Genomic DNA, 20,314 nt, shown 5'->3' on the forward strand with positions numbered 1-20,314 from the left:
ACCTCTTTATTAAAATATATTTTAATAAAATAAATGTGTATTTGCTATTTTGTTTTTTAATTTGTCGTTAATTAGACATAAAGGAGTGCGTCTCCAAATATACTATAATATTGGCAGTGATTTATGCCGACTCCTGCGGGAATAGCACTAGCCGAAGACTACAGGCTAAGGTAGTGCCCGCGGAAAGCGTGCATAAAAAAACTGCCAACAAAGTCGGAGACTTTGTCGACAGTCTGAGACTAATCCGTAGTTGTACGGATTAGTCTTTTGCTTTAAATATGTGTGTTACATACTAAAACTTTTATTTTTTATTAATTGTTTTTTCAATTAATTCATTCAAATGACGAATATTTTCACTTTGTTGCGCTAGTAGCTTAACAATTTCATCATCTTCACTACCAAACGAATTTTCGTTTTTGTTATCAACACGAGTTGAAATGGCCGGTGATTTATCACTTTCATTTTGCGACTGTGTTAAATCTTTTTTATATGATTTTAAAGCTTCATATAAAAATGCGCGTTGCGTTGTTTGTTGTGCAATTTCGTTATATAGCATTTTCGTTTTTTGATCCACAGATATTGTATTATTTTCTTCATTATATGCGTTTTGTTGTTTGCGGATGCTAAATGTACGATCATAGCTATCATTACCTGCAGACTGATTGATATGTGCATAATTAGATGCCGGCATCTCGCCCTGTAGAGCATGCCCTTCAATATCTACATGTGGTAATATTCGATTTAACCATGCTGGCATATACCAAGATGCTTTGCCAAATAATTGTGTTAATGCAGGAATCAATAATAAACGTACGATAAATGCATCAAACAATATACCAAAGGCAAGTGATAATCCCATAGATTTAATCATCACATCATCTTGGAAGACGAATGCAATAAACACACTAAACATAATAAGTGCTGCAGCAACAACGACTGGACCACTTTCTTTAATACCTACTTTTATCGCGTGTTCATTATTACCTGTTTTACTATACTCTTCATGAATACGGGACATAAGGAATACTTCGTAATCCATCGCCAGACCAAAGAGCAAGCCAATTGTAATAACCGGTAAGAATGCTAGTAATGGTCCCGTTGTATCTACGCCAAATAGTTCAGACATAAATCCTTCTTGCATTACTAAAGTAGTAAAGCCTAATGTTGCCACTAAAGAAAGTACGAAACCTAGAACTGCTTTTAGTGGAATAATGATAGAACGGAAGACAACCATTAATAGTACGAACGCTAATGCTACGATAACACCAGCAAATAATGGAATAGCTTCATTTAGTTTTTGCGACATATCTATATTAATTACACTTTGTCCAGATACTTCGGTTTTGAAATTATATTTGTCTCTAGCATCATCATTATAATCTCTTAAATCATGAACTAAATCATTAGTAGATTTAGCATTTGGACCTTTATCAGGAATTACCGCTACTAATGCATAATCTTTACTTTTGCTCAATTGTGGCGGTGCAACCATCTTCACATTATCCATATCATTAATATCTTTACTCAAACTTTGTAAATCTTTTTGCAACGCTTCAGGATTATCATTTTGATCTTTCACATTTACAAGCATTGCAATTTGACCATTATATCCTTCTCCAAATTTATCAGATACAATATCATAGGCCTTTTTCTGAGTCGTATCCGCTGGTTTCATACCATCATCTGGTATACCTAGACGCATATCATTAATCGGTATAGCAGCTACGACTAAAATAATAAGTCCAATCAGTACTGCTGCAAGTGGTTTACCAACTACGAATTTAGACCATTTCGTATCTACATCTCCTGCAAACTCTGTTTTTGTTTGTTTAGGATGAATTTGTTTATGGAAAATACTGATCAATGCTGGTAATAAAGTTAATGCACTAATCACTGCGACAAATACACTAATTGCAGAAGCAAAGCCCATCACGGCTAAGAAATCTATACCAACAAGTGACAAGCCACAAACGGCAATAATAACTGTAACACCAGCAAAGATAACTGCACTGCCTGCAGTACCTACTGCTAAACCTATTGCCTTAATGTGATTGGGCTCACTTTTAACAATTTGCCGATATCTAAATAAAATAAATAGTGCATAATCAATACCTACCGCTAAACCAATCATGACTGCTAATGTTAAAGTCACATTTGGAATATCAAATGCATAGGTTAATAATGATATGATACCTACGCCAGTACCTAAACCAAGTAAAGCACTAATAATCGGCATACCTGCTGCGATAAACGAACCAAACGTAATTAGAAGTACAACAAATGCTACAATAATTCCGATTAATTCAGAAGAACCACCAACTTCAGTAGATTCCATACCTGTACCCATTAGTTCCACTTGTACGTTATGATCATCTTCTAATTTTTCAACTTGATCTTTCACTTTATCTTTTGAATTTTCTTTTAATGACGTTGCAGACACATCATAATTAATATCAGCGATTGCTGTAGATTTGTCATCACTGATTTGTTTATTGTCATAAGGATCTGAGATATTTTTAATATCTTCATCATCATCCTTAATATCTTTCAATGTATCTTTGATATCTTTAGTCATATCTTGCTTCACTATGCCATTATCTGAATCACTTTTAAAGACTACTCTAATTTGAGCTTTCTCACTATCTTGTCCAAATTCGTCTTCTATTTTGTCATTCGTATCTAATGACTGTAAGCCATTCATTGTTATATCATTATCAAATTTAGGCGAACTTATTGTAAGCGGTATAATAATTGCTGCAAGAATAATCACCCAAGCAACTACACTCCACCATTTGTGCTTTGCAACAAATGAACCTAATTTGTATAAAAATTTTGCCAAACTATTGCCTCCTCAATTAAACAACGTTATAGTTTATACATATACTGTAGATTATTTCTATTGACATCTTATAATGATTTACCCTATTTAAAAAAGAACTAAATATGCAATTCCGTATACTTAAACTACAGATTAGGAGAATTGTAGAATGAATGAAAAAGATTTGCGTGTAATCAAAACAAAGCGGGCACTATCTCAAAGCTTATATGCATTATTAGAAAAATATGCATTTTCAACTATTTCAGTAAATCAAATTTGCAATGAAGCGTTGGTTCATCGCACAACTTTTTATAAGCATTTTTATGATAAATATGATTTACTTATTTATTTAATGACCTACTTAACCAAAGATTACTTTTCAACAGATATTAAAGAACGTATCAACAACCCTTTTACTAGCTTGGATCAATCCGTCACACACATTGACGATTTTAGTAAAATAAAGCATAAACAAGAAGATGATAAAGAATTTGAACGTACGGTTCAGAATCATTTTATTCGTATACTACAAAATGATATTAAAGCAAACGAACATCGGATAACGGTTGACCAAAGCGTTCCAATAGATTTAGTATTTTATGTTTACGGTGCTACTTTATATGGTTTTATGGAATGGATGCGTGAACATAGTAACAATATGTCACCTCAAGCCATTGATGCACTTTTTCATAAAATGATTAATATTCAAGTTAATGATGAATAAAAAATTAGCACATCAATAATTTTGACGAATTGCATCAACGTTAATTTAATTTTTAGTAAGTATTTAATACAATAGTATGAAAAGTGAGTATTACAAAGTAATTCTAAGCAAACTAAACTTGCTTACCGTGCAGTTCCTTAAATATGGTAAGTAGGCAATATGATATATAAAAAGCCCGTAAATGAATTTCAGAAAATTCATTTACGGGCTTTTTGATACTAGGATGATTTCCTAGTCATTTTTTATAATTAAAACATTTCTGAAACAACTTTTTGTTCTAAGAAGTGCAATAGATAGTCTGGGCTACCTGTTTTTGCATCTGTACCAGACATTTTAAAGCCACCGAAAGGATGGTAGCCAACGACTGCTGCAGTACAACCACGATTTAGATATAAGTTACCAACGTCATATTCTTTAACAGCTTCAATCCAGTTTTCACGGTTATTCGTAATAACTGCGCCTGTTAATCCATAATCTGTGTCATTAGCAATTTCTAATAACTCATTAAAATCTTTTCCTTTTACAAAACCAACAACAGGTCCAAATATTTCTTCTTGCATGATTTGATCGCTTGATTTAAGACCAGAGAAAATTGTAGGTTCAACAAAGTAACCTGTAGCACCATCAGTACCACCACCTTGTTCTAACTTACCTTCTTTTTTACCAATTTCGATATAATTTTTAATTTTATCAAATTGTTTTTGATTTATAACTGGTCCCATGTATGTGTTGTTTTCTGTATTTCCTAAAGTTAAATCTTGTGTAAGTTTAACAGCTTTTTCTAAAACTTCATCATATACATCTTTATGGACGATTGCGCGTGAACAAGCAGAACATTTTTGACCTGAGAAGCCAAACGCTGATGAAACAATCGATTCAGCTGCCAAGTCTGTATCTATATCTTTATCAACTACAATCGCATCTTTACCGCCCATCTCAGCGATAACACGTTTTAAAAATTGTTGTCCTTCTTGAACTTTTGCAGCTCTTTCAAAGATGCGTGTACCTGTCGCACGTGAACCTGTAAACGTCACAAAGTGCGTGTGCACACTATCAACAAGATAGTCGCCAATTTCTTTTGGATCACCAGGAACAAAGTTCACAACACCTTTTGGTAAACCTGCTTCTTCTAATACTTCCATTAATTTATACGCTGTTAACGGCGTATCTTCTGCAGGTTTTAAAAGAACTGTATTACCAGCAACAACTGGTGCTAAAGTAGTACCCGCCATAATTGCAAATGGGAAGTTCCATGGTGGGATTGTTACCCCAGTACCAATTGGTTTATAAAAATATTGATTGTGTTCTCCTTCTCTATCTAATACTGGTTTACCATCTGCGAGTTCCATCATTGATCTAGCATAATATTCGATGAAATCAATACCTTCAGCTGCGTCACCAACTGCTTCGTCCCATGGTTTACCAGCTTCATACACCATCACTGCCGATATTTCTTCTTTGCGTCGTCTAATAATTGCTGCAACTCTAATTAAAAATTCGGCACGATCTCTGTGTGTCCATCGTTTCCAAGATTTATAAGCTTCATTAGCCGCATCAAAAGCTTTATCTACTTCTTTTGTTGTAGCTTTTGATACTTCAGCAATAACTTCAGAAGTGTTTGCAGGATTGATAGATTGAAATGTATCCTTAGTAAAAATTTTCTCCCCATTAATCACTAACGGAAGTTTTTGATTTAATTCACCTTTAACTTTCTTTAATGCTTCTTTGAATGATTCGACATTGCTATTATCAGTAAAGTCAATGCCTGGTTCATTTGTATAGTTGACAACCATTTTTTCTACCCCCATGTAAGTTTGTAAATAGAAAACTAAAATGGAAAACTTCCATTCTTATTTTTATTGTATAGGTATCACACAACAAATGCAATCGCTTACAAAAACTTTTGTGAAAATAAATCGCATTTTATATCTATCTTTTTAACGATTTTACTTCTCTTTTTTCAATATTGCTCAAATTACTTTAAAAGAACACTTTCTTTAACTTCTTTATACATATAATTATGAACTTAAAGAAAGTGTATGATTCATATGATGACGATTTAAAATTGTTTCTAAGTTCATCTAATTCATTGTTAAATGACCATTTTTATCATGACAACGAACAATATTTAATTTTTATGTACTTTTTTTCTTTTATTATGTTTATGTGGTTTTTTAACTAACAGTATAATACCTGCAATTAACCATAACAAAGCCGTAATAATATTTAATGTAAACACACTGACAATAGCAAGTAATATAAATATCACACCTGCTGTTTTTGGTATTTTATTCATTAATAATACAAAAATTAATGCTAAGATTGTCGTTACAATAACTAAACCTAAAGCAACAATAAATAATTGGCTTATATGATCTAACAATTGTGAAGTTTCTGTTTGAGTTAAATTATTGCTAATAGCTTCTTGATTTTCAAAAGAGTCCATTAATGAACGCTTAAAACTTAGATCATTTAAAAATGGTGCAGCAATAGCCATTAAAAAAATTAGTACAAATTGTATGAAAATTCCTAGCCAAACTAGTACTTTTTCTAATGTACGTTTCATATGCAACCTCCTTAGCAATTTATAAATTTTCATATTTTCTATACCCATAAAAATATGAATCATGCAACTTAATCAATATAATAATTTTTATCAGAATTTTCAATGAATAGTGTCATTGCAATAGGGTAATTTCTTAATATAAATTAAAACAAAGGGATGATTTAATACTATTATGAATGACAAGAATGCACACGCCAGAAAGAAAAAACATAGAAATCTTGTTTATATGATATCTGTTGCAATTATTGTACTTATCACATTAATAGCAGGTATTTTCCCTAAAAATTTTGGGAGTCATGCACAACAAGTCTACGATTATATAGCAAATAGTTTTGGGTGGCTATTTTTAGTAATTATTTTTATTTTAGATATATTTTTAATTGCTTTAGCCATTTCACGTTACGGTCGTTTTAAATTGGGTGACGATAATGAAGAGCCTGAATTTTCTATGATGTCTTGGATTGGAATGCTCTTTTCTGCAGGTTTGGGTGTCGGCATTGTATTTTGGGGTGTAGCAGAACCATTAACCCATTATTTACATTCGCCATTTCCTGGTAAAACGCCTGACGCCTCTGCAGAATCCGCTCGTGTTGCTATGGGCTATACTTTTTTCCATTGGGGTATTTCTCAATGGTCTATCTTCGCAATTGCCGGTTTAACAGTGGCGTACTTCCAATTTAGAAAAAAACGTGATGGTCTTATTTCAACCGCAATGGAACCTGTATTTGGTGAATCTTATAAACGACCATATAGAAATATAATAGATGTATTAGCAATCATAGCTACAGTAATGGGGATAGCCACATCTATTGGCTTAGGTATTATGCAAATTAGTGGAGGTCTTCAACATGTCTTTAATGTCCCTAACAATAATGTCACTAAAATATCAATCACTATTTTAATGGTAGGTATCTTTTTAACGTCAGCAATTACTGGCTTAAATAGAGGGGTAAAATGGTTAAGTAATATCAATATTGGCTTAGGTGCAATATTACTTATCTTCATGTTTATTTTTGGTGATTTTAAATTTATTTTAGAATCTTATACATTAGCAATAGGTGATTATTTACGTCATTTTATTGAATATAGTTTACGTATCAGCCCTTATACTGGCGATAATAGCTGGATACAACAATGGACTGTTTTCTATTGGGCATGGGTTATTTCATGGTCGCCATTTATAGGAGGTTTCGTAGCTCGGGTATCTCGTGGAAGAACGATTAGAGAATTCGTCGTTGGTGTATTAATTATCCCACCTTTAATTTCGTTTACTTGGATAGCTGGATTTGGTGGTACAGCAGTGAAAATAGCATTAAATGGTAACGACAACATTGCAAACATTGTCGACAAGGATTATACTGTTGCACTTTTTGAATTATTATCCAAGTTTCCTATCGCTGACATCACAAGTGCATTAGCAATTGCACTCATCTTTATATTTATCATCACGAGCGCTGATTCTACCACACATATTGTTGCAGGTATGGCAACTGGTGGGATCGCCAACCCTAAAATCAAACATAAAATTATTTGGGGGATATTAATTGGTGCTATATCTGTTTCTATGACAATTGCAGGCGGTTTGACAAGTTTACAAACTGCATCTGTTGTTACAGGTCTACCATTCTCAATTATTTTATTACTCATGATTTTTTCTTTAATGCGCGCATTAAGAAGAGAACCAACTGAACACTTTAAAATGACTTACATCAATGATGATAAAGATTATTCTATACCGTTAGAAGAACGTGAAACAAATGATTTAGAAACTGATGCTGATGCTTCAGTAGAAGAAAATGAATCAAATCACAATGCTGCGAAAAATAAAAACCATGATGCAGATACCAAAGACAAAGATGATTAATTGACCATGTTGTTCGAAATTATCAAACTAGCTCAATCATTAATGTTTATACGTGTTTAAAAAATCTCAACTTGATAGCGGCGTAGTATTGAAATTAACGATATTTCGATTTCAATACTACGTCTGTTTTTATTTTTTCTAAATATTCCGAACAATTTGTACTACTTATATGTTGATTTTTGCTAAAATATATCTAAGAAGCTAATTTAAGGGGATGAACACATAATGAATTTACAAAACCAACACCCGAGTACTTTAAGAAAAATGATAAGTAAAGGTGAACTCACTGGTCATACAAGTGGAATGGCTAAAGGTTATGTCCAAGCCAATGTAGTCATATTACCCTCTGCCTATGCATATGATTTTTTAAAATTCTGTTTTAGAAATCCTAAGACATGTCCGCTTTTAGATGTATCAGAAATAGGATCAACTTCTTTTCCTACTTATGGTAAAGATGCTAACATCACAAATGAAGTAGCACAATATAAAGTATACCGTTATGGAGAATTAGTGGAGTCTCCTACTGACATAGCTCATTTATTTAATGATGACATGGTGAGTTTTTTGATTGGCTGCAGTTTTACTTTTGAGCATGCTTTGTTGGATGCTGGTTTACCAATTCGTCACATTGAAGAAGAGCACAATGTTCCAATGTATATAACAAATATTCCAGCCGCATCAAGTGGTCATTTCTCAGGAAATATCACTGTAAGTATGAGGCCGATGACCATGCAACAAGCTATAAAAGCAACAGAAATTACAACCCATTTTAAAAATGTTCACGGTACGCCAATTCATATAGGTAATCCATCAGAAATTGGCATCGAAAACATAACAAACCCTGATTTTGGCGAGCCTGTCACGATTAAAGAAAATGAAGTCCCTGTATTTTGGGGCTGTGGAGTTACTCCACAATCTGTTGCGTTAGATGCTAAGCCAGAATTGATGATTACACATGCACCTGGACATATGTTTATCACTGATGTCCCAGATAGTCAGCTAAGTAATTAATATAAACTTGAACTTGTTTAAACACATATTTTTAATGTTATAAAAATAAAAACACAGCAAAATGGCATCCATTTAATATTGATGGATGCCATTTTGCTACTTTTTCATTTATATAATTGACTTTATGTTAAGTGTAAAATACATACGATGGTTTTAAATTGATCTTTCATATCGTTTATCTATTACTCAGTATTATCGTGCTTCTATCTCTTCTTTCGAAACGACTGGATAATTTTTAAACCAAACAGAACAAACATAACCTACGATTAAACCTATAATACCTACAATAGCACCATATATAATGATTTTTATCGGGTTATTGAAACCGAACATAACAAGGAAACCTGCGAGCGGTGTAGCTGTACCTGTAGCATCATTAATCATACCAGATGTTGCTATAACCGCACCTGCTAAAGCTCCCCCAATAAAGTTGGCAGTATAAACGGGCACTGGATTTGCAGATACAACATCTGCTTGTGATAATGGTTCAATACAAACCGCAATTCTAGATTTGCGATCTCCAAGTTTTAGTTTATTAAACATCGTACCATTAATGAAAGATGACGCAAATGAAACCATTGCCGCAATTGCCATTGGCATTCCGGTTAAACCTAATAATGCAGTCAACGCCATGGAACTTAATGGTGCTGTCCCAACTACTGTAATGACGCCACCAAGTATAAGCCCCATAATAATCGGGTTAATTTCTGTGGAACTTTGGATAATGTCTCCAATTTTCAATAATGAATTATTTACTAATGGCGTGATTACAGTAGCTACTAACCTTGCTAGTGGCGCTATAATCAAAATGCCTACTATTAAATCTATGCCGTCTGGCACTTTATGTTCTGCAAACTTCATTAAATAACCAATTGCATAACCAGCAACAAACCCTGGTATTAAATCTAAACCACCACAAGCTGCTGCAATAACCAAAGCATAAACAGGTGAAACACCTATTGCTAAAGCAACTAAACCAGCAGCTGCCACGCCGCCTAGTCCACCAGCAGCATCACCAAGATCTCCTAAAAATTTAATGCCAAATAGATCTCCGCCAACATATTTATGAAAAGCTTCTACTAAAAATGTTGCTATCGCTGCATTGGCTAATGCTCCCATCGCACGCATGCCATTAGGAGCACGATATGTAAATAATGTAAATAACACTAAGACAACGATTAAAAACAAGGTTCCTATTAAAATGTCCATGAATAATTCTCCTCTTTCTTTGAACTACTCACTCTTTAAACTTGTGAAATAAATAGTTCAATCCTTTCTATATATGGATGCTAAAGCTACTTGCAACAAATAAATATTAAATTATTTGTAATTAACAAAATATAAACTTTTCAATTTCCATATTTATACATTCTAACACAAATTTTTATTATATTCCGAACAATTTTATTATTTTCTATTTAAGCTCCGCTGAACATTTTTTAAAACAAATTTAATTTGTTTTAAAATTTCACACAATAGTATTTTATTTATCTTGTAGCAAATAAAAAGGAGCAGTAACATCATCCGTTGCAAACGTTGATTCATGTTACTAACTCCTATTAAAAAAGTTCAATATATAATTTAAGCTCATAAAGTCGCTTAGTTGTTATCAATCGTTTTTATTGGTTTTGCCGGTGAACCTATTGCAACTACATTCTCTGGAATATCTTTAGATACAATACTTCCAGCGCCAATAACTGTGCCATTACCAATTGTAACTCCAGGTAAAACTATAACATTTGCGCCAATCCAAACATTATCTCCTATATGTATTGGTAGCGCTTGTTCCAATCCTTGGTTTCTAACTTGATAGTCTAAGGGATGTATCGCAGTGTAAAAACCACATTTCGGTCCAATAAATACATGATTGCCCACGAAGATTTTACCACCATCCATGAAATAACAGTCATGATTAATAAACACCTGCTCACCTAAAAAAAGGTTATAACCATAATCAACATAAAATGGACTTAATAATTCTAAGTGATGTGGTTCAGCATGTAACAATGCTTTCAAAATTGTTTGGCGTCTCTCTTTATTACTGGGTTTAGTTTGGTTTAATTCAAAGCATAAATCTTTTGCTATATTTCTTTCTTTGTCCAAATTTGCATCATAGTTTGCATCATACCATTGTCCAGCTAACATTTTTTCTTTTTCACTCAAATTTCATCCCTCACTCGTCTTCACTAATTTATCAGATTAACTATATCATCTCGTCGTGATATTTCTAAATAAATGCCTTTTCACTAAGCGATATAAGAAAGCCATTGGTACATTAACGTTCCAGCATAATTACCAATCACATAACCTAATGTGCCTACAATTAATATAGGTCCGACTAAATCAGTCCAACCTTTACCTATCGCTAATGCTGCTGCAGTAGTGGGCCCTCCAGCGGTTGCATTACTTGCTAATAATATCTCTTCTATATTGAATTTTAACAACTTGCCTAACAACAAGCTTAGCCCTAAGTTAAATATTAAAATAATCATTACAAAGATAAACAACAGCGGTGCCGTTTTAACAATCGTAACAAATGAAGCCGGTGTACCTATGACAACAAAGAAAATATAAATTAAAAATGTTCCAATTTCAGAAGCACCTGCTAACTTTTCAAAGAAATCTCCCCAAATGGCAACAATGACAAGTGTTAAAGTTGTAAGCAAAAGATAGAAATCTCCAAAAAATGACACAAGTATAGTTAAGACCAAATTACTTTGAGGTACGACTTGTTGTATGAATTCAGAAAGTTTAAAACTGATCGCAACGATTGCGATTGCTGCAGCGATTGAAAATGCAATATCTAATAATTGAATTTTTTTAGGTTGCCAAAATGATGCTTGCGATGCTGGTGAATGATCACTTTTATAATGTGTATTAAAGTGTTTTTAATAAACGGTATCGATGGAATCGCAATTAATAGCAGAAAATATAATGCCATTACACTATTGTCTGCGACAACTGTGGATGAAACCATTTCTCCAGGTGTTTTTAATTTGGAACTCAAAGCAGCAAAATTTACGCCGCCACCAATGTAGCTTCCGGTCATCATTGCACCTATTTTAGATAAATAAGGTACTGAATGATTTAATATGATAAAAGCTACAGTTGTTCCAATCATGGTCCCTACTGATGCAATTAAAAAAATAAACAACAATCGTCGACTTTCTTTCCAAATTTTTAATATATTCGAACTAAAAAGTAGTAATGGTATAGATAAAGGAACAATATAATCCCACACCGTATCATAAACTGGCGCACTCGTCGGTATAACTTTAAAGTTAGAAAGTATCATCGCGCCTACCAGTGCAATAATCGCCCCTGATATCGTACTTGCCCATTGATAGCGTTGTTCTAAAAAGATACTTACTGTGGCCCACACTATAATAATTGCCCATAATACCCATGTATCATCTTTACCTACCAGTGTCCCCAATATCATAAAATCACTCCCTTTATATCTTAAATGCACAAGTTTAAACTTATTCTAACAATAAACCACTCTTTTTTTACAATTTTCTGAAAAATAAATTGTCATTACTTTTCCAAATTGATATTCTAACTAATGCAAGGGTACAAACAAGGGGGATTTTTTATGAAACAAAAAATTGGTTTGATCCTAGGACCGTTGCTTTTCTTGATATTTTATTTTATTCCTGGACTTACTGGTCTAGATGACGCTCCTAGGGCTGTACTTGCTGTAACACTATTTGTTGCCACATGGTGGATTACAGAAGCGATTCCTATCCCAGCAACGTCACTCATTCCACTCATTCTATTACCTTTAAGTGGTGGAACAGATGAGCAAGTGGCTGCAAGCGCTTATGCTGATCCGATAGTCTTTATGTATATGGGTGGTTTCATCATTGCTTTGGCAATTGAAAAATGGAACTTACATAAACGTATTGCAATGACGATTATTGCTATGATGGGATCTAATAGCAATCGTATTATTTTAGGTACCATGATTGCAACAGCATTTATATCGATGTGGATTTCTAATGCTGCAACAGCTTTAATGATGCTACCTATTGCATTAGCTTTAATACATGAAATTCAAAGCGCACAATTTTTAAAACCAGAGTCAGCACATAAATTCAGTAAAGCATTATTGCTTACAGTCGCTTATTCCGCTTCTATTGGTGGTCTCGCAACTTTAATTGGTTCAGTACCAAATGCAGTGTTTGCAGCAATCGCTGCTTCAAGCTTAAATAGAACAGTTTCTTTTGCACAATGGATGATTTTCGCTTTACCTTTAACAATTATATTGCTTATCATATTATACTTGTTAATGACAAAATGGCTCTTTAAAATTGAAGATGCAGATAAAATTTCTTCTGACTTTGCCAAAAAATCATTACGTGATTTAGGACCCATGAGTTTAGAAGAAAAATTAACCGGTGTTGTATTTCTATTTGTCAGTGTCTTATGGATCAGTGGTAGTCTTCTTCCAGCTAGTCTCCACTTATCTGATACCATTATTTCAATGACAGGCGCAGTGCTCTTATTTTTAATTCCTGCTAAGTCTCACAAAGGTGGATTACTTATTTGGGATGATATGAGCAAACTCCCTTGGGGTATTTTACTATTGTTTGGTGGAGGCCTTTCATTAGCTGCTGCTTTTGAAGACTCTGGTCTAACAAAATGGTTTGGAGGTATGCTGGGTGTTGTAAAACCTTTACCACTCATTTTAATTGTTATCGTGCTTACAACTGGTATCTTATTCCTTACTGAAGTGATGTCTAATACGGCTGTATCAAATATGTTAATGCCAATCAGTATTGGTTTTGCTGCAGCTATCAGCCAAGACCCTTTCATAATTATGGGTATCGTAGCAGTATCTTCGACTTGTGCTTTCATGTTGCCCATTTCAACACCACCAAATGCAGCTGTATTCAGTTCTGATGAATTAGAAATGAAAGATATGGTAAAAGCTGGATTTATATTAAATTTATTCACTATTATTGTCATATCATTATTTGTTTATTTCTGGTTACCGATTGCTTTTGGTCTCTAATTACAGTTGATGACTATATATTTTCATAAGCACGTCGTATACAACTAAGGTACGATGATATATAAATACTATGGACGCATGTCACAGTCTGAATTTTCATATATAATATATGTATTATCATTAAAAGGAGTCATTACTTATGAAAACAATCATCAAAGGTGCAATAGCTGTCCTCTTGATCTTAGGTGTTGTAAAAACATTTCAAGATCACGATATCGTAGCAGAAACTACAAATTATTATCAACAATTCAAAGAAGGAGAAATACTACAAAATATTGAAAATGTTAACTTTGACTCTTTGAAAAATATAAATGTCGATGACTTCATTCCTTCAGATTTCTTTTAGCAGGCTAGAACGTATGCATCAAACTTGATACCTTAGTTATAAATAATAGGAATGCCTTTTAGATTTATCTGCTCATGTAGTCTATCATTTTTCAAAACATGGCTAGATCAAAACATTCTATGTTAAATATAATATGAACAATACACGCTCAACTAAAAGACTTTACACACATTGCAAAACTACTTTCATTTTTCATATAGTTTTACAATTACTATAAAATATAACGAAACACTTTCATTAAATTCATGTTATTAAATGAATTTATATGAAAGTGTTTTTTTAAAATAACTAGAAGGCACTATCAAGGTGTATATCTTTATGGAATATCAAATGATAATGCCTAATTACATATTTTCAAGATTGTTAAAAGAGAAAACGTCAGACATGCTTCACTAATTTAATAGTGTAAGCTTTGCAATCAATGTTATAGAAAAATATATTATTACGTTAAACCATCATAGCTAAGATGCCAACTATGCTTAAGAAGTAATATAATCACCACCATTTACATGAATGACTTGTCCTGTAATGTAAGAACTATCTGCATAAGATGCTAAAAATACATATGACGGTGCAAGTTCTGCAGGTTGTCCACGACGACCCATAGGTGTTTCTCCACCTTGATGTGCTACTTTTTCATCTGAAAATGTAGCAGGTATTAAAGGTGTATATATAGGGCCAGGTGCAACAGCATTTACGCGTACGCCTTGTTCTATCAGACTCGTCGCTAATGATCTCGTAAACGCAACGATTGCCCCTTTAGTTGCTGAATAATCTATGAGATGCGCTGATCCTCTATAAGCGGTAACACTAGTAGTATTGATAATGGCATCACCGTTTTTTAAATGAGGCGCTGCTGCTTGAGATAAAAACATCATGCCAAAAATATTAGTTTCAAACGTTTCTTTCACTTGCTCTGGCGTAATTTCTTGAAAACTATCTTGCGGAAATTGAACACCACCATTATTCACTAAAATATTTAAGCCATCAAAATCTTTAACCACTTGATCAATTAATTTTTGAGATTCTGATACTACCTTTAAATCATGTGCATAAGCTTTAGCTTTCACGCCTATCTTTCTCAAATCATCCACTACTTTTTGAGCATCCTCATGTTCATCATAGTAACCAATGGCAACGTTCGCCCCTTCTTTTGCAAATAACATCGCTACAGAACGTCCAATACCAGAATCACCACCAGTAATTAGAGCAACTTTACCTGTTAATTTGCCACCACTTTTATATCCTTCCATTTCCGTTATAGGTTGTGGATCCATATCTTTTTGGATACCTGGTTGTTTATTTTGTGTATATCCTTTAATTTGCTTATGAAATTCTAATAAATTCATCATTATACCCCCATGTGTAATAATTCTATCGTGTAATACATACCACAAATAGACAACAACAAACATATTTAAAAAATGCTGTGAATAACGTCATATGTTCATAACTTAATCCACAGCATTTTATTTAAAATGATTTATTAAATTTTATATTGTTTAAATTGAGTGTTTTACTATTCGACTTGAATGTATAAAAGACATAATTGCAAATATACAATACACAATTGAATATACAATCATGACAATATAAACAGGTGTCATACTCGTTGCATTATAGAGTCCCATAAAAGCTTTTGCTGCAAAATATGCATGCATCAGTGATACAACTAAAGGTAAGCCAAAGTTGAAAATAACTTTTAAGCCTAGTCCTTTCAACATATCTTGATGCGTATAACCAATTTTTCTTAAAATACGAAAACTCGGTATTTCATCTTCAGTTTCGTCCATTTGTTTAATATAGATGATACATCCTGCTGCCACTAAAAATGCTAAACCTAAAAATGAAGTTACAAATAATAAAATACCGACACTCTCGTTCATTTCTTGTTTTATCATACCTTGTGATTGGATGCTTGGTTCAATCGATTGTGCAATTTTCGTTGCTTTAGTCAAATCCGTATGATGTTTCAAATCATAACCATATTGCTTATTTGTCTCATTACTGCTCTGTTTAATTTCCTCATATTTGTCAGAGCTCACGAGTAATACGGGACCACCATAACTTATTTCACTCATAAATGTCGCTTTGCTACTATCACCAATTACCTTAAATGTTTCTTTATCGCTATTCTTCAACTGAATCTCTTTATTTAAGTCATATTTTACTATTCCATTACCGGCTGCTAAATTAATCAATTTCGCTTTATTTCCAGTCACTGCTTTATCGTTAAAGTATTGGTTACTCGTTACAAATAAGCTATCCATGCGCCCCATATTGGATTTTTGAAATACTTGATCTTTTAATATGTCACCACGCACTACTTCTTTATAATCTTTTGTCACATCTATATCTGCTTGTTTTAATTTACTTTCAAATTGTTTTGCTTGTTTACTATCTGTAAAATTTAAATCATGGGGTGCCATTAACTCTGTATTTTCATCCATCGTTGATTTACTAATCGCACCAAAGCATAATACTGTTACGGTTACTGCTGAAATAGTTGCAATAATAGTTAATGATAAGGCATTTTTCTTCATTCTATGCATGATAGATGATGTAAACACTACATCAGTGATTGACACGTTACCTCTTTTTGAACGTTTTAACGTTTTAAATATAAGTGAAACAGAACTGCGGAAAAATAAATATGCACCTAATACCGTTAACAATAAAATGATAAATGGCGAATAGACGATCATATTGATGAACTTCCCAAACATTTCTGTAGAGATATAATAGCCAACACCAATCATCACAATACCTAATACACCAAAAATAATTTCCATCACAGTAATTTGAGACTTGGTTGCTTCCGTGCGTGCATTGTCATTCATCATCATTAAAATACTGCGTTTACGTAAAAATATAAAACTTTGTATTAGTATGAGTATAAATGACACAACAATAAGCATCAATGTTTGCATTACAGCTGGCAATTGAAACGCTAATGATACGCTCATATTAATGTCTAATACTTTGAGCACAATCATCAACAGTAATTTCGAACCAAATATACCTATAAGCATGCCAATCACACTCGTTAATAACAGCATCATCGCTTGCTCAATGACTAACATTCTCATGATGTTATTTCTTGTTAAACCAATCAATTGATACAGTGCAAATTCACTTGTTCTACGTTTAATAAAAAGTTGATTCGCATACATTAAAAATATAACAATAATAAAGAATAAAAATACTGCCCCAATTTCTGAACCTTTTTGAATTGTCTTTAATGATTGTTCATTATTAATACTGTCAGTGTATTTTAAAGTTACAAAACTAAAGTATAAAACGATACTGACAATTAAGGAAAATAAATACATGGCATAATGTCTAATATTTTTCCTTAAATTCTTGATGACGATTTGATTAAAATTCATTTGTCACACCACCTAAGGCAGTTTGCATGTGAATGATATTTTTATAAAATGCTTGATTGCTATCCTCACCTTGGTATATTTCAGAATGTATATCCCCATCTTTCAGCATGATGACTCGATTTGAATAACTTGCTGCAACGGGATCGTGTGTGACCATAACGATAGTAGCATTTGTTTTTTGGTTTAACTCTTCCAAACGGTTCAATAGATCTTGTGCACTTTTTGAATCTAACGCACCTGTTGGTTCATCCGCAAAAATAATAGCTGGTTTATGTACTGAAGCTCTTGCTGCAGCAGTACGTTGTTGTTGTCCTCCAGATATTTCATTTGGATATTTATGACCCAATTCACTAATACCTAATGCTTGAGTAACTTCGTCATAATTTTGTTCTTTTTCTTGTTTAGATAATTTTTGAATAGATAGTGGTAACATAATATTTTCTTTAACAGTTAATGTATTAAGTACACTATAATTTTGGAAAATAAAACCTATTTCTTTTTTACGGAAGTCTGCTAATGCTTTATTACTCATTTTATTAATTTGATGACCATTAATTTCCACTGTACCACTCGTTATATAATCAATGGAACTGATCACATTAAGTAATGTCGTTTTACCAGAACCTGATGGTCCCATGATTGTTACAAATTCACCTTTTTCAATTGTAAAATCTATACCTTTTAGTACTTCTTGCTTTCTATGTTTATTGCCATAATTTTTCGTTAATCCTTCAACTTTTAGAATAGACATGTATTACACTCCTTCAATCACTTTACTTTTATTTATATTTTTATCATAGCGAATTTATTTAATTTCCTCGTTTGATTTTACTAACAAATACATAATTTCAAATAACAAAACTGTCACATTTTTATTTCGTAATAAATTATAATTTTTGAATTTTTTTGTCATAAAGTACTATAAACTTTTTTTATGCTATGTGCTATACTATTAAAATTGACTTTTAATAAAGGAGCACAAATTATGCTAAATAAATTAAAGAGAGAATGGCTCACCGCACCAGGAACAAATATATTAGCAGGCATTGTTGTGGCACTTGCATTAATTCCTGAAGCAATTTCATTCTCTATTATTGCAGGGGTAGATCCAATGGTCGGTTTATATGCATCATTTATCATCGCTGTCGTCATTTCATTTGTTGGAGGTAGACCCGCAATGATATCCGCCGCTACAGGTGCTGTCGCTTTAGTCATTGTGCCATTAGTACGCGATCATGGTATACAATATTTACTTGCTGCAACCATTTTAATGGGCATCATTCAAATCATCTTTGGTCTATTAAAAATAGGTAGACTGATGAAATTCATTCCAAACTCTGTGATGATTGGGTTTGTGAATGCACTAGCTATAATGATATTTATGACACAACTTAAACATATCTTTGGTATTTCATTACCTACATATTTATTTGTAATCATCACATTATTAATTATTTATTTATTACCTCGTGTGTTCAATCGTATACCTGCACCATTAATTGCTATCGTCGTATTAACGATCGTCTATTTAGTTACTGGTGTAGATGTTAAAACAGTTGGAGATTTAGGCGAAATCAAAAAAAGTTTACCGCATTTATTAATCCCCGATGTACCATTTAACATGGAAACTTTTAAAATTATATTCCCATATTCCATATCAATGGCAATTGTAGGTCTTGTAGAAAGTTTATTAACGTCACGCATCGTCGATCAAGCGACTGATAGTTATAGTAATAAAAACCAAGAAGCTCGTGGACAAGGTATCGCAAACTTTATCACAGGCTTTTTCGGTGCAATGGGTGGTTGTGCTATGATTGGGCAATCGGTTATTAATGTGCGTTCAGGTGCAACCACACGTCTTTCCACATTTACAGCGGGTGTGTTTTTAATCATCTTGATTATGGTCTTTGGTGACTGGGTTGTTGAAATTCCAATGCCAATTTTGGCCGGCATTATGGTGATGGTTTCTGTAGGTACATTTAATTGGCAATCGTTTAAATTTATACAAAAAGCCCCACGTTCTGATGCATTTGTGATGATGCTAACGGTAGTTATCGTATTGTTCACAAGTAACCTAGCGCTCGGCGTCATCGTTGGCGTTATTGTCAGTGCATTATGTTTTGCTACAAAGATATCCAATGTCTCTGTTCAATATGAGGAACGCGATCATCACATCTATTATAAAATTGAAGGTCAAATTTTCTTTGTATCTATCGATTCCTTAATGAACCAATTAGATTTAGAAATAAGCGATAAAACAATTTATCTCGATTTTAGCCAAGCACATTTATGGGATGATTCAGCTGTTAATGCAGTAGATACCTTGATAGAAAATTATAAAAAGAAAAACAATATGATTTATGTACAACATCTTAATAAAGACAGCCGTAAAATTGTTTCTGAACTCAGCAAAGTTAATCAGCAGCATCTAATATAACTTTGATTTAAATCATAAGCTAACATCACTTGTTACATACATACTGATGTTAGCTTATTTTATTCCAAACAAACACATTGACTTTTATACCTACAGGGGGTATATTAAATTTAACAGATGACATACAAATAACGATTCATTA

General features: G+C 33.0%; 14 protein-coding genes and 1 pseudogene. 6 read left to right on the forward strand and 9 right to left on the reverse strand.

Features of this window, described 5'->3' with window-relative positions:
* Nucleotides 1-301 precede the first annotated feature (301 nt).
* Complete coding sequence (locus KA824_RS06335; protein ID WP_181187343.1) at nucleotides 302-2,839, reverse strand: MMPL family transporter; 2,538 nt, start codon at nucleotides 2,837-2,839, stop codon at nucleotides 302-304.
* A gap of 148 nt (nucleotides 2,840-2,987) precedes the next feature.
* Between KA824_RS06335 and KA824_RS06340 the strand changes: the two genes are divergently transcribed.
* Nucleotides 2,988-3,542, forward strand: a complete 555-nt coding sequence (locus KA824_RS06340) for a TetR/AcrR family transcriptional regulator (protein ID WP_107384328.1) — start codon at nucleotides 2,988-2,990, stop codon at nucleotides 3,540-3,542.
* Nucleotides 3,543-3,790: 248 nt separating this feature from the next.
* Here the strand turns inward: KA824_RS06340 and pruA are convergent, their stop codons facing one another.
* Both pruA and KA824_RS06350 read right to left on the reverse strand, forming a co-directional pair.
* A complete protein-coding gene (pruA, locus tag KA824_RS06345; RefSeq protein ID WP_019470000.1) occupies nucleotides 3,791-5,335 on the reverse strand; it encodes an L-glutamate gamma-semialdehyde dehydrogenase in 1,545 nt (514 codons plus the stop codon).
* A 335-nt stretch (nucleotides 5,336-5,670) separates the two neighbouring features.
* Nucleotides 5,671-6,108, reverse strand: coding sequence for a DUF4064 domain-containing protein (locus KA824_RS06350; protein WP_181187342.1), 438 nt, complete (start codon nucleotides 6,106-6,108; stop codon nucleotides 5,671-5,673).
* A 172-nt stretch (nucleotides 6,109-6,280) separates the two neighbouring features.
* Between KA824_RS06350 and KA824_RS06355 the strand changes: the two genes are divergently transcribed.
* The gene (locus tag KA824_RS06355) at nucleotides 6,281-7,972 is read left to right on the forward strand and encodes a BCCT family transporter (protein WP_107384330.1); all 1,692 of its coding nucleotides are present in this window, start codon (nucleotides 6,281-6,283) and stop codon (nucleotides 7,970-7,972) included.
* A gap of 225 nt (nucleotides 7,973-8,197) precedes the next feature.
* On the forward strand, nucleotides 8,198-8,983 hold the full coding sequence (locus KA824_RS06360) for a putative hydro-lyase (RefSeq protein WP_107384331.1): 786 nt from the start codon (nucleotides 8,198-8,200) through the stop codon (nucleotides 8,981-8,983).
* Between the two features lie 192 nt (nucleotides 8,984-9,175).
* Here KA824_RS06360 and KA824_RS06365 read toward each other — a convergent pair whose 3' ends face one another.
* The 3 genes and pseudogenes from KA824_RS06365 to KA824_RS06375 form a co-directional block, all read right to left on the reverse strand.
* Nucleotides 9,176-10,192, reverse strand: coding sequence for a PTS sugar transporter subunit IIC (locus KA824_RS06365; RefSeq protein WP_019469996.1), 1,017 nt, complete (start codon nucleotides 10,190-10,192; stop codon nucleotides 9,176-9,178).
* A 390-nt stretch (nucleotides 10,193-10,582) separates the two neighbouring features.
* Nucleotides 10,583-11,146 carry a sugar O-acetyltransferase gene (locus tag KA824_RS06370; RefSeq protein WP_107384332.1) on the reverse strand — a complete coding sequence of 188 codons (564 nt, stop codon included), beginning with the start codon at nucleotides 11,144-11,146 and terminating at the stop codon, nucleotides 10,583-10,585.
* 83 nt (nucleotides 11,147-11,229) lie between these two features.
* Nucleotides 11,230-12,425: pseudogene (locus KA824_RS06375) on the reverse strand (DUF819 family protein).
* A gap of 153 nt (nucleotides 12,426-12,578) precedes the next feature.
* Here KA824_RS06375 and KA824_RS06380 point away from each other — a divergent pair.
* Together KA824_RS06380 and KA824_RS06385 are read left to right on the forward strand one after the other, a co-directional pair.
* Nucleotides 12,579-14,000, forward strand: coding sequence for an SLC13 family permease (locus KA824_RS06380; RefSeq protein ID WP_107384333.1), 1,422 nt, complete (start codon nucleotides 12,579-12,581; stop codon nucleotides 13,998-14,000).
* A gap of 139 nt (nucleotides 14,001-14,139) precedes the next feature.
* The gene (locus KA824_RS06385; RefSeq protein ID WP_019469992.1) at nucleotides 14,140-14,346 is read left to right on the forward strand and encodes a hypothetical protein; all 207 of its coding nucleotides are present in this window, start codon (nucleotides 14,140-14,142) and stop codon (nucleotides 14,344-14,346) included.
* Nucleotides 14,347-14,825: 479 nt separating this feature from the next.
* Here the strand turns inward: KA824_RS06385 and KA824_RS06390 are convergent, their stop codons facing one another.
* The 3 genes from KA824_RS06390 to KA824_RS06400 form a co-directional block, all read right to left on the reverse strand.
* The gene (locus tag KA824_RS06390) at nucleotides 14,826-15,695 is read right to left on the reverse strand and encodes an SDR family oxidoreductase (RefSeq protein WP_107384334.1); all 870 of its coding nucleotides are present in this window, start codon (nucleotides 15,693-15,695) and stop codon (nucleotides 14,826-14,828) included.
* Between the two features lie 153 nt (nucleotides 15,696-15,848).
* On the reverse strand, nucleotides 15,849-17,735 hold the full coding sequence (locus KA824_RS06395) for an FtsX-like permease family protein (protein ID WP_107384335.1): 1,887 nt from the start codon (nucleotides 17,733-17,735) through the stop codon (nucleotides 15,849-15,851).
* Nucleotides 17,725-18,486 (reverse strand): ABC transporter ATP-binding protein, encoded by a 762-nt coding sequence (locus tag KA824_RS06400; protein ID WP_107384336.1) that lies wholly within the window; start codon nucleotides 18,484-18,486, stop codon nucleotides 17,725-17,727. Before KA824_RS06400 ends, KA824_RS06395 begins: the two co-directional genes overlap by 11 nt.
* 234 nt (nucleotides 18,487-18,720) lie before the next feature.
* Here KA824_RS06400 and KA824_RS06405 point away from each other — a divergent pair, with 234 nt between their 5' ends.
* The gene (locus KA824_RS06405) at nucleotides 18,721-20,172 is read left to right on the forward strand and encodes a SulP family inorganic anion transporter (RefSeq protein WP_107384337.1); all 1,452 of its coding nucleotides are present in this window, start codon (nucleotides 18,721-18,723) and stop codon (nucleotides 20,170-20,172) included.
* Nucleotides 20,173-20,314: the final 142 nt, after the last annotated feature.

It is taken from the genome of Staphylococcus sp. GDY8P198P (assembly GCF_017891615.1).
Lineage (GTDB): Bacteria > Bacillota > Bacilli > Staphylococcales > Staphylococcaceae > Staphylococcus > Staphylococcus cohnii.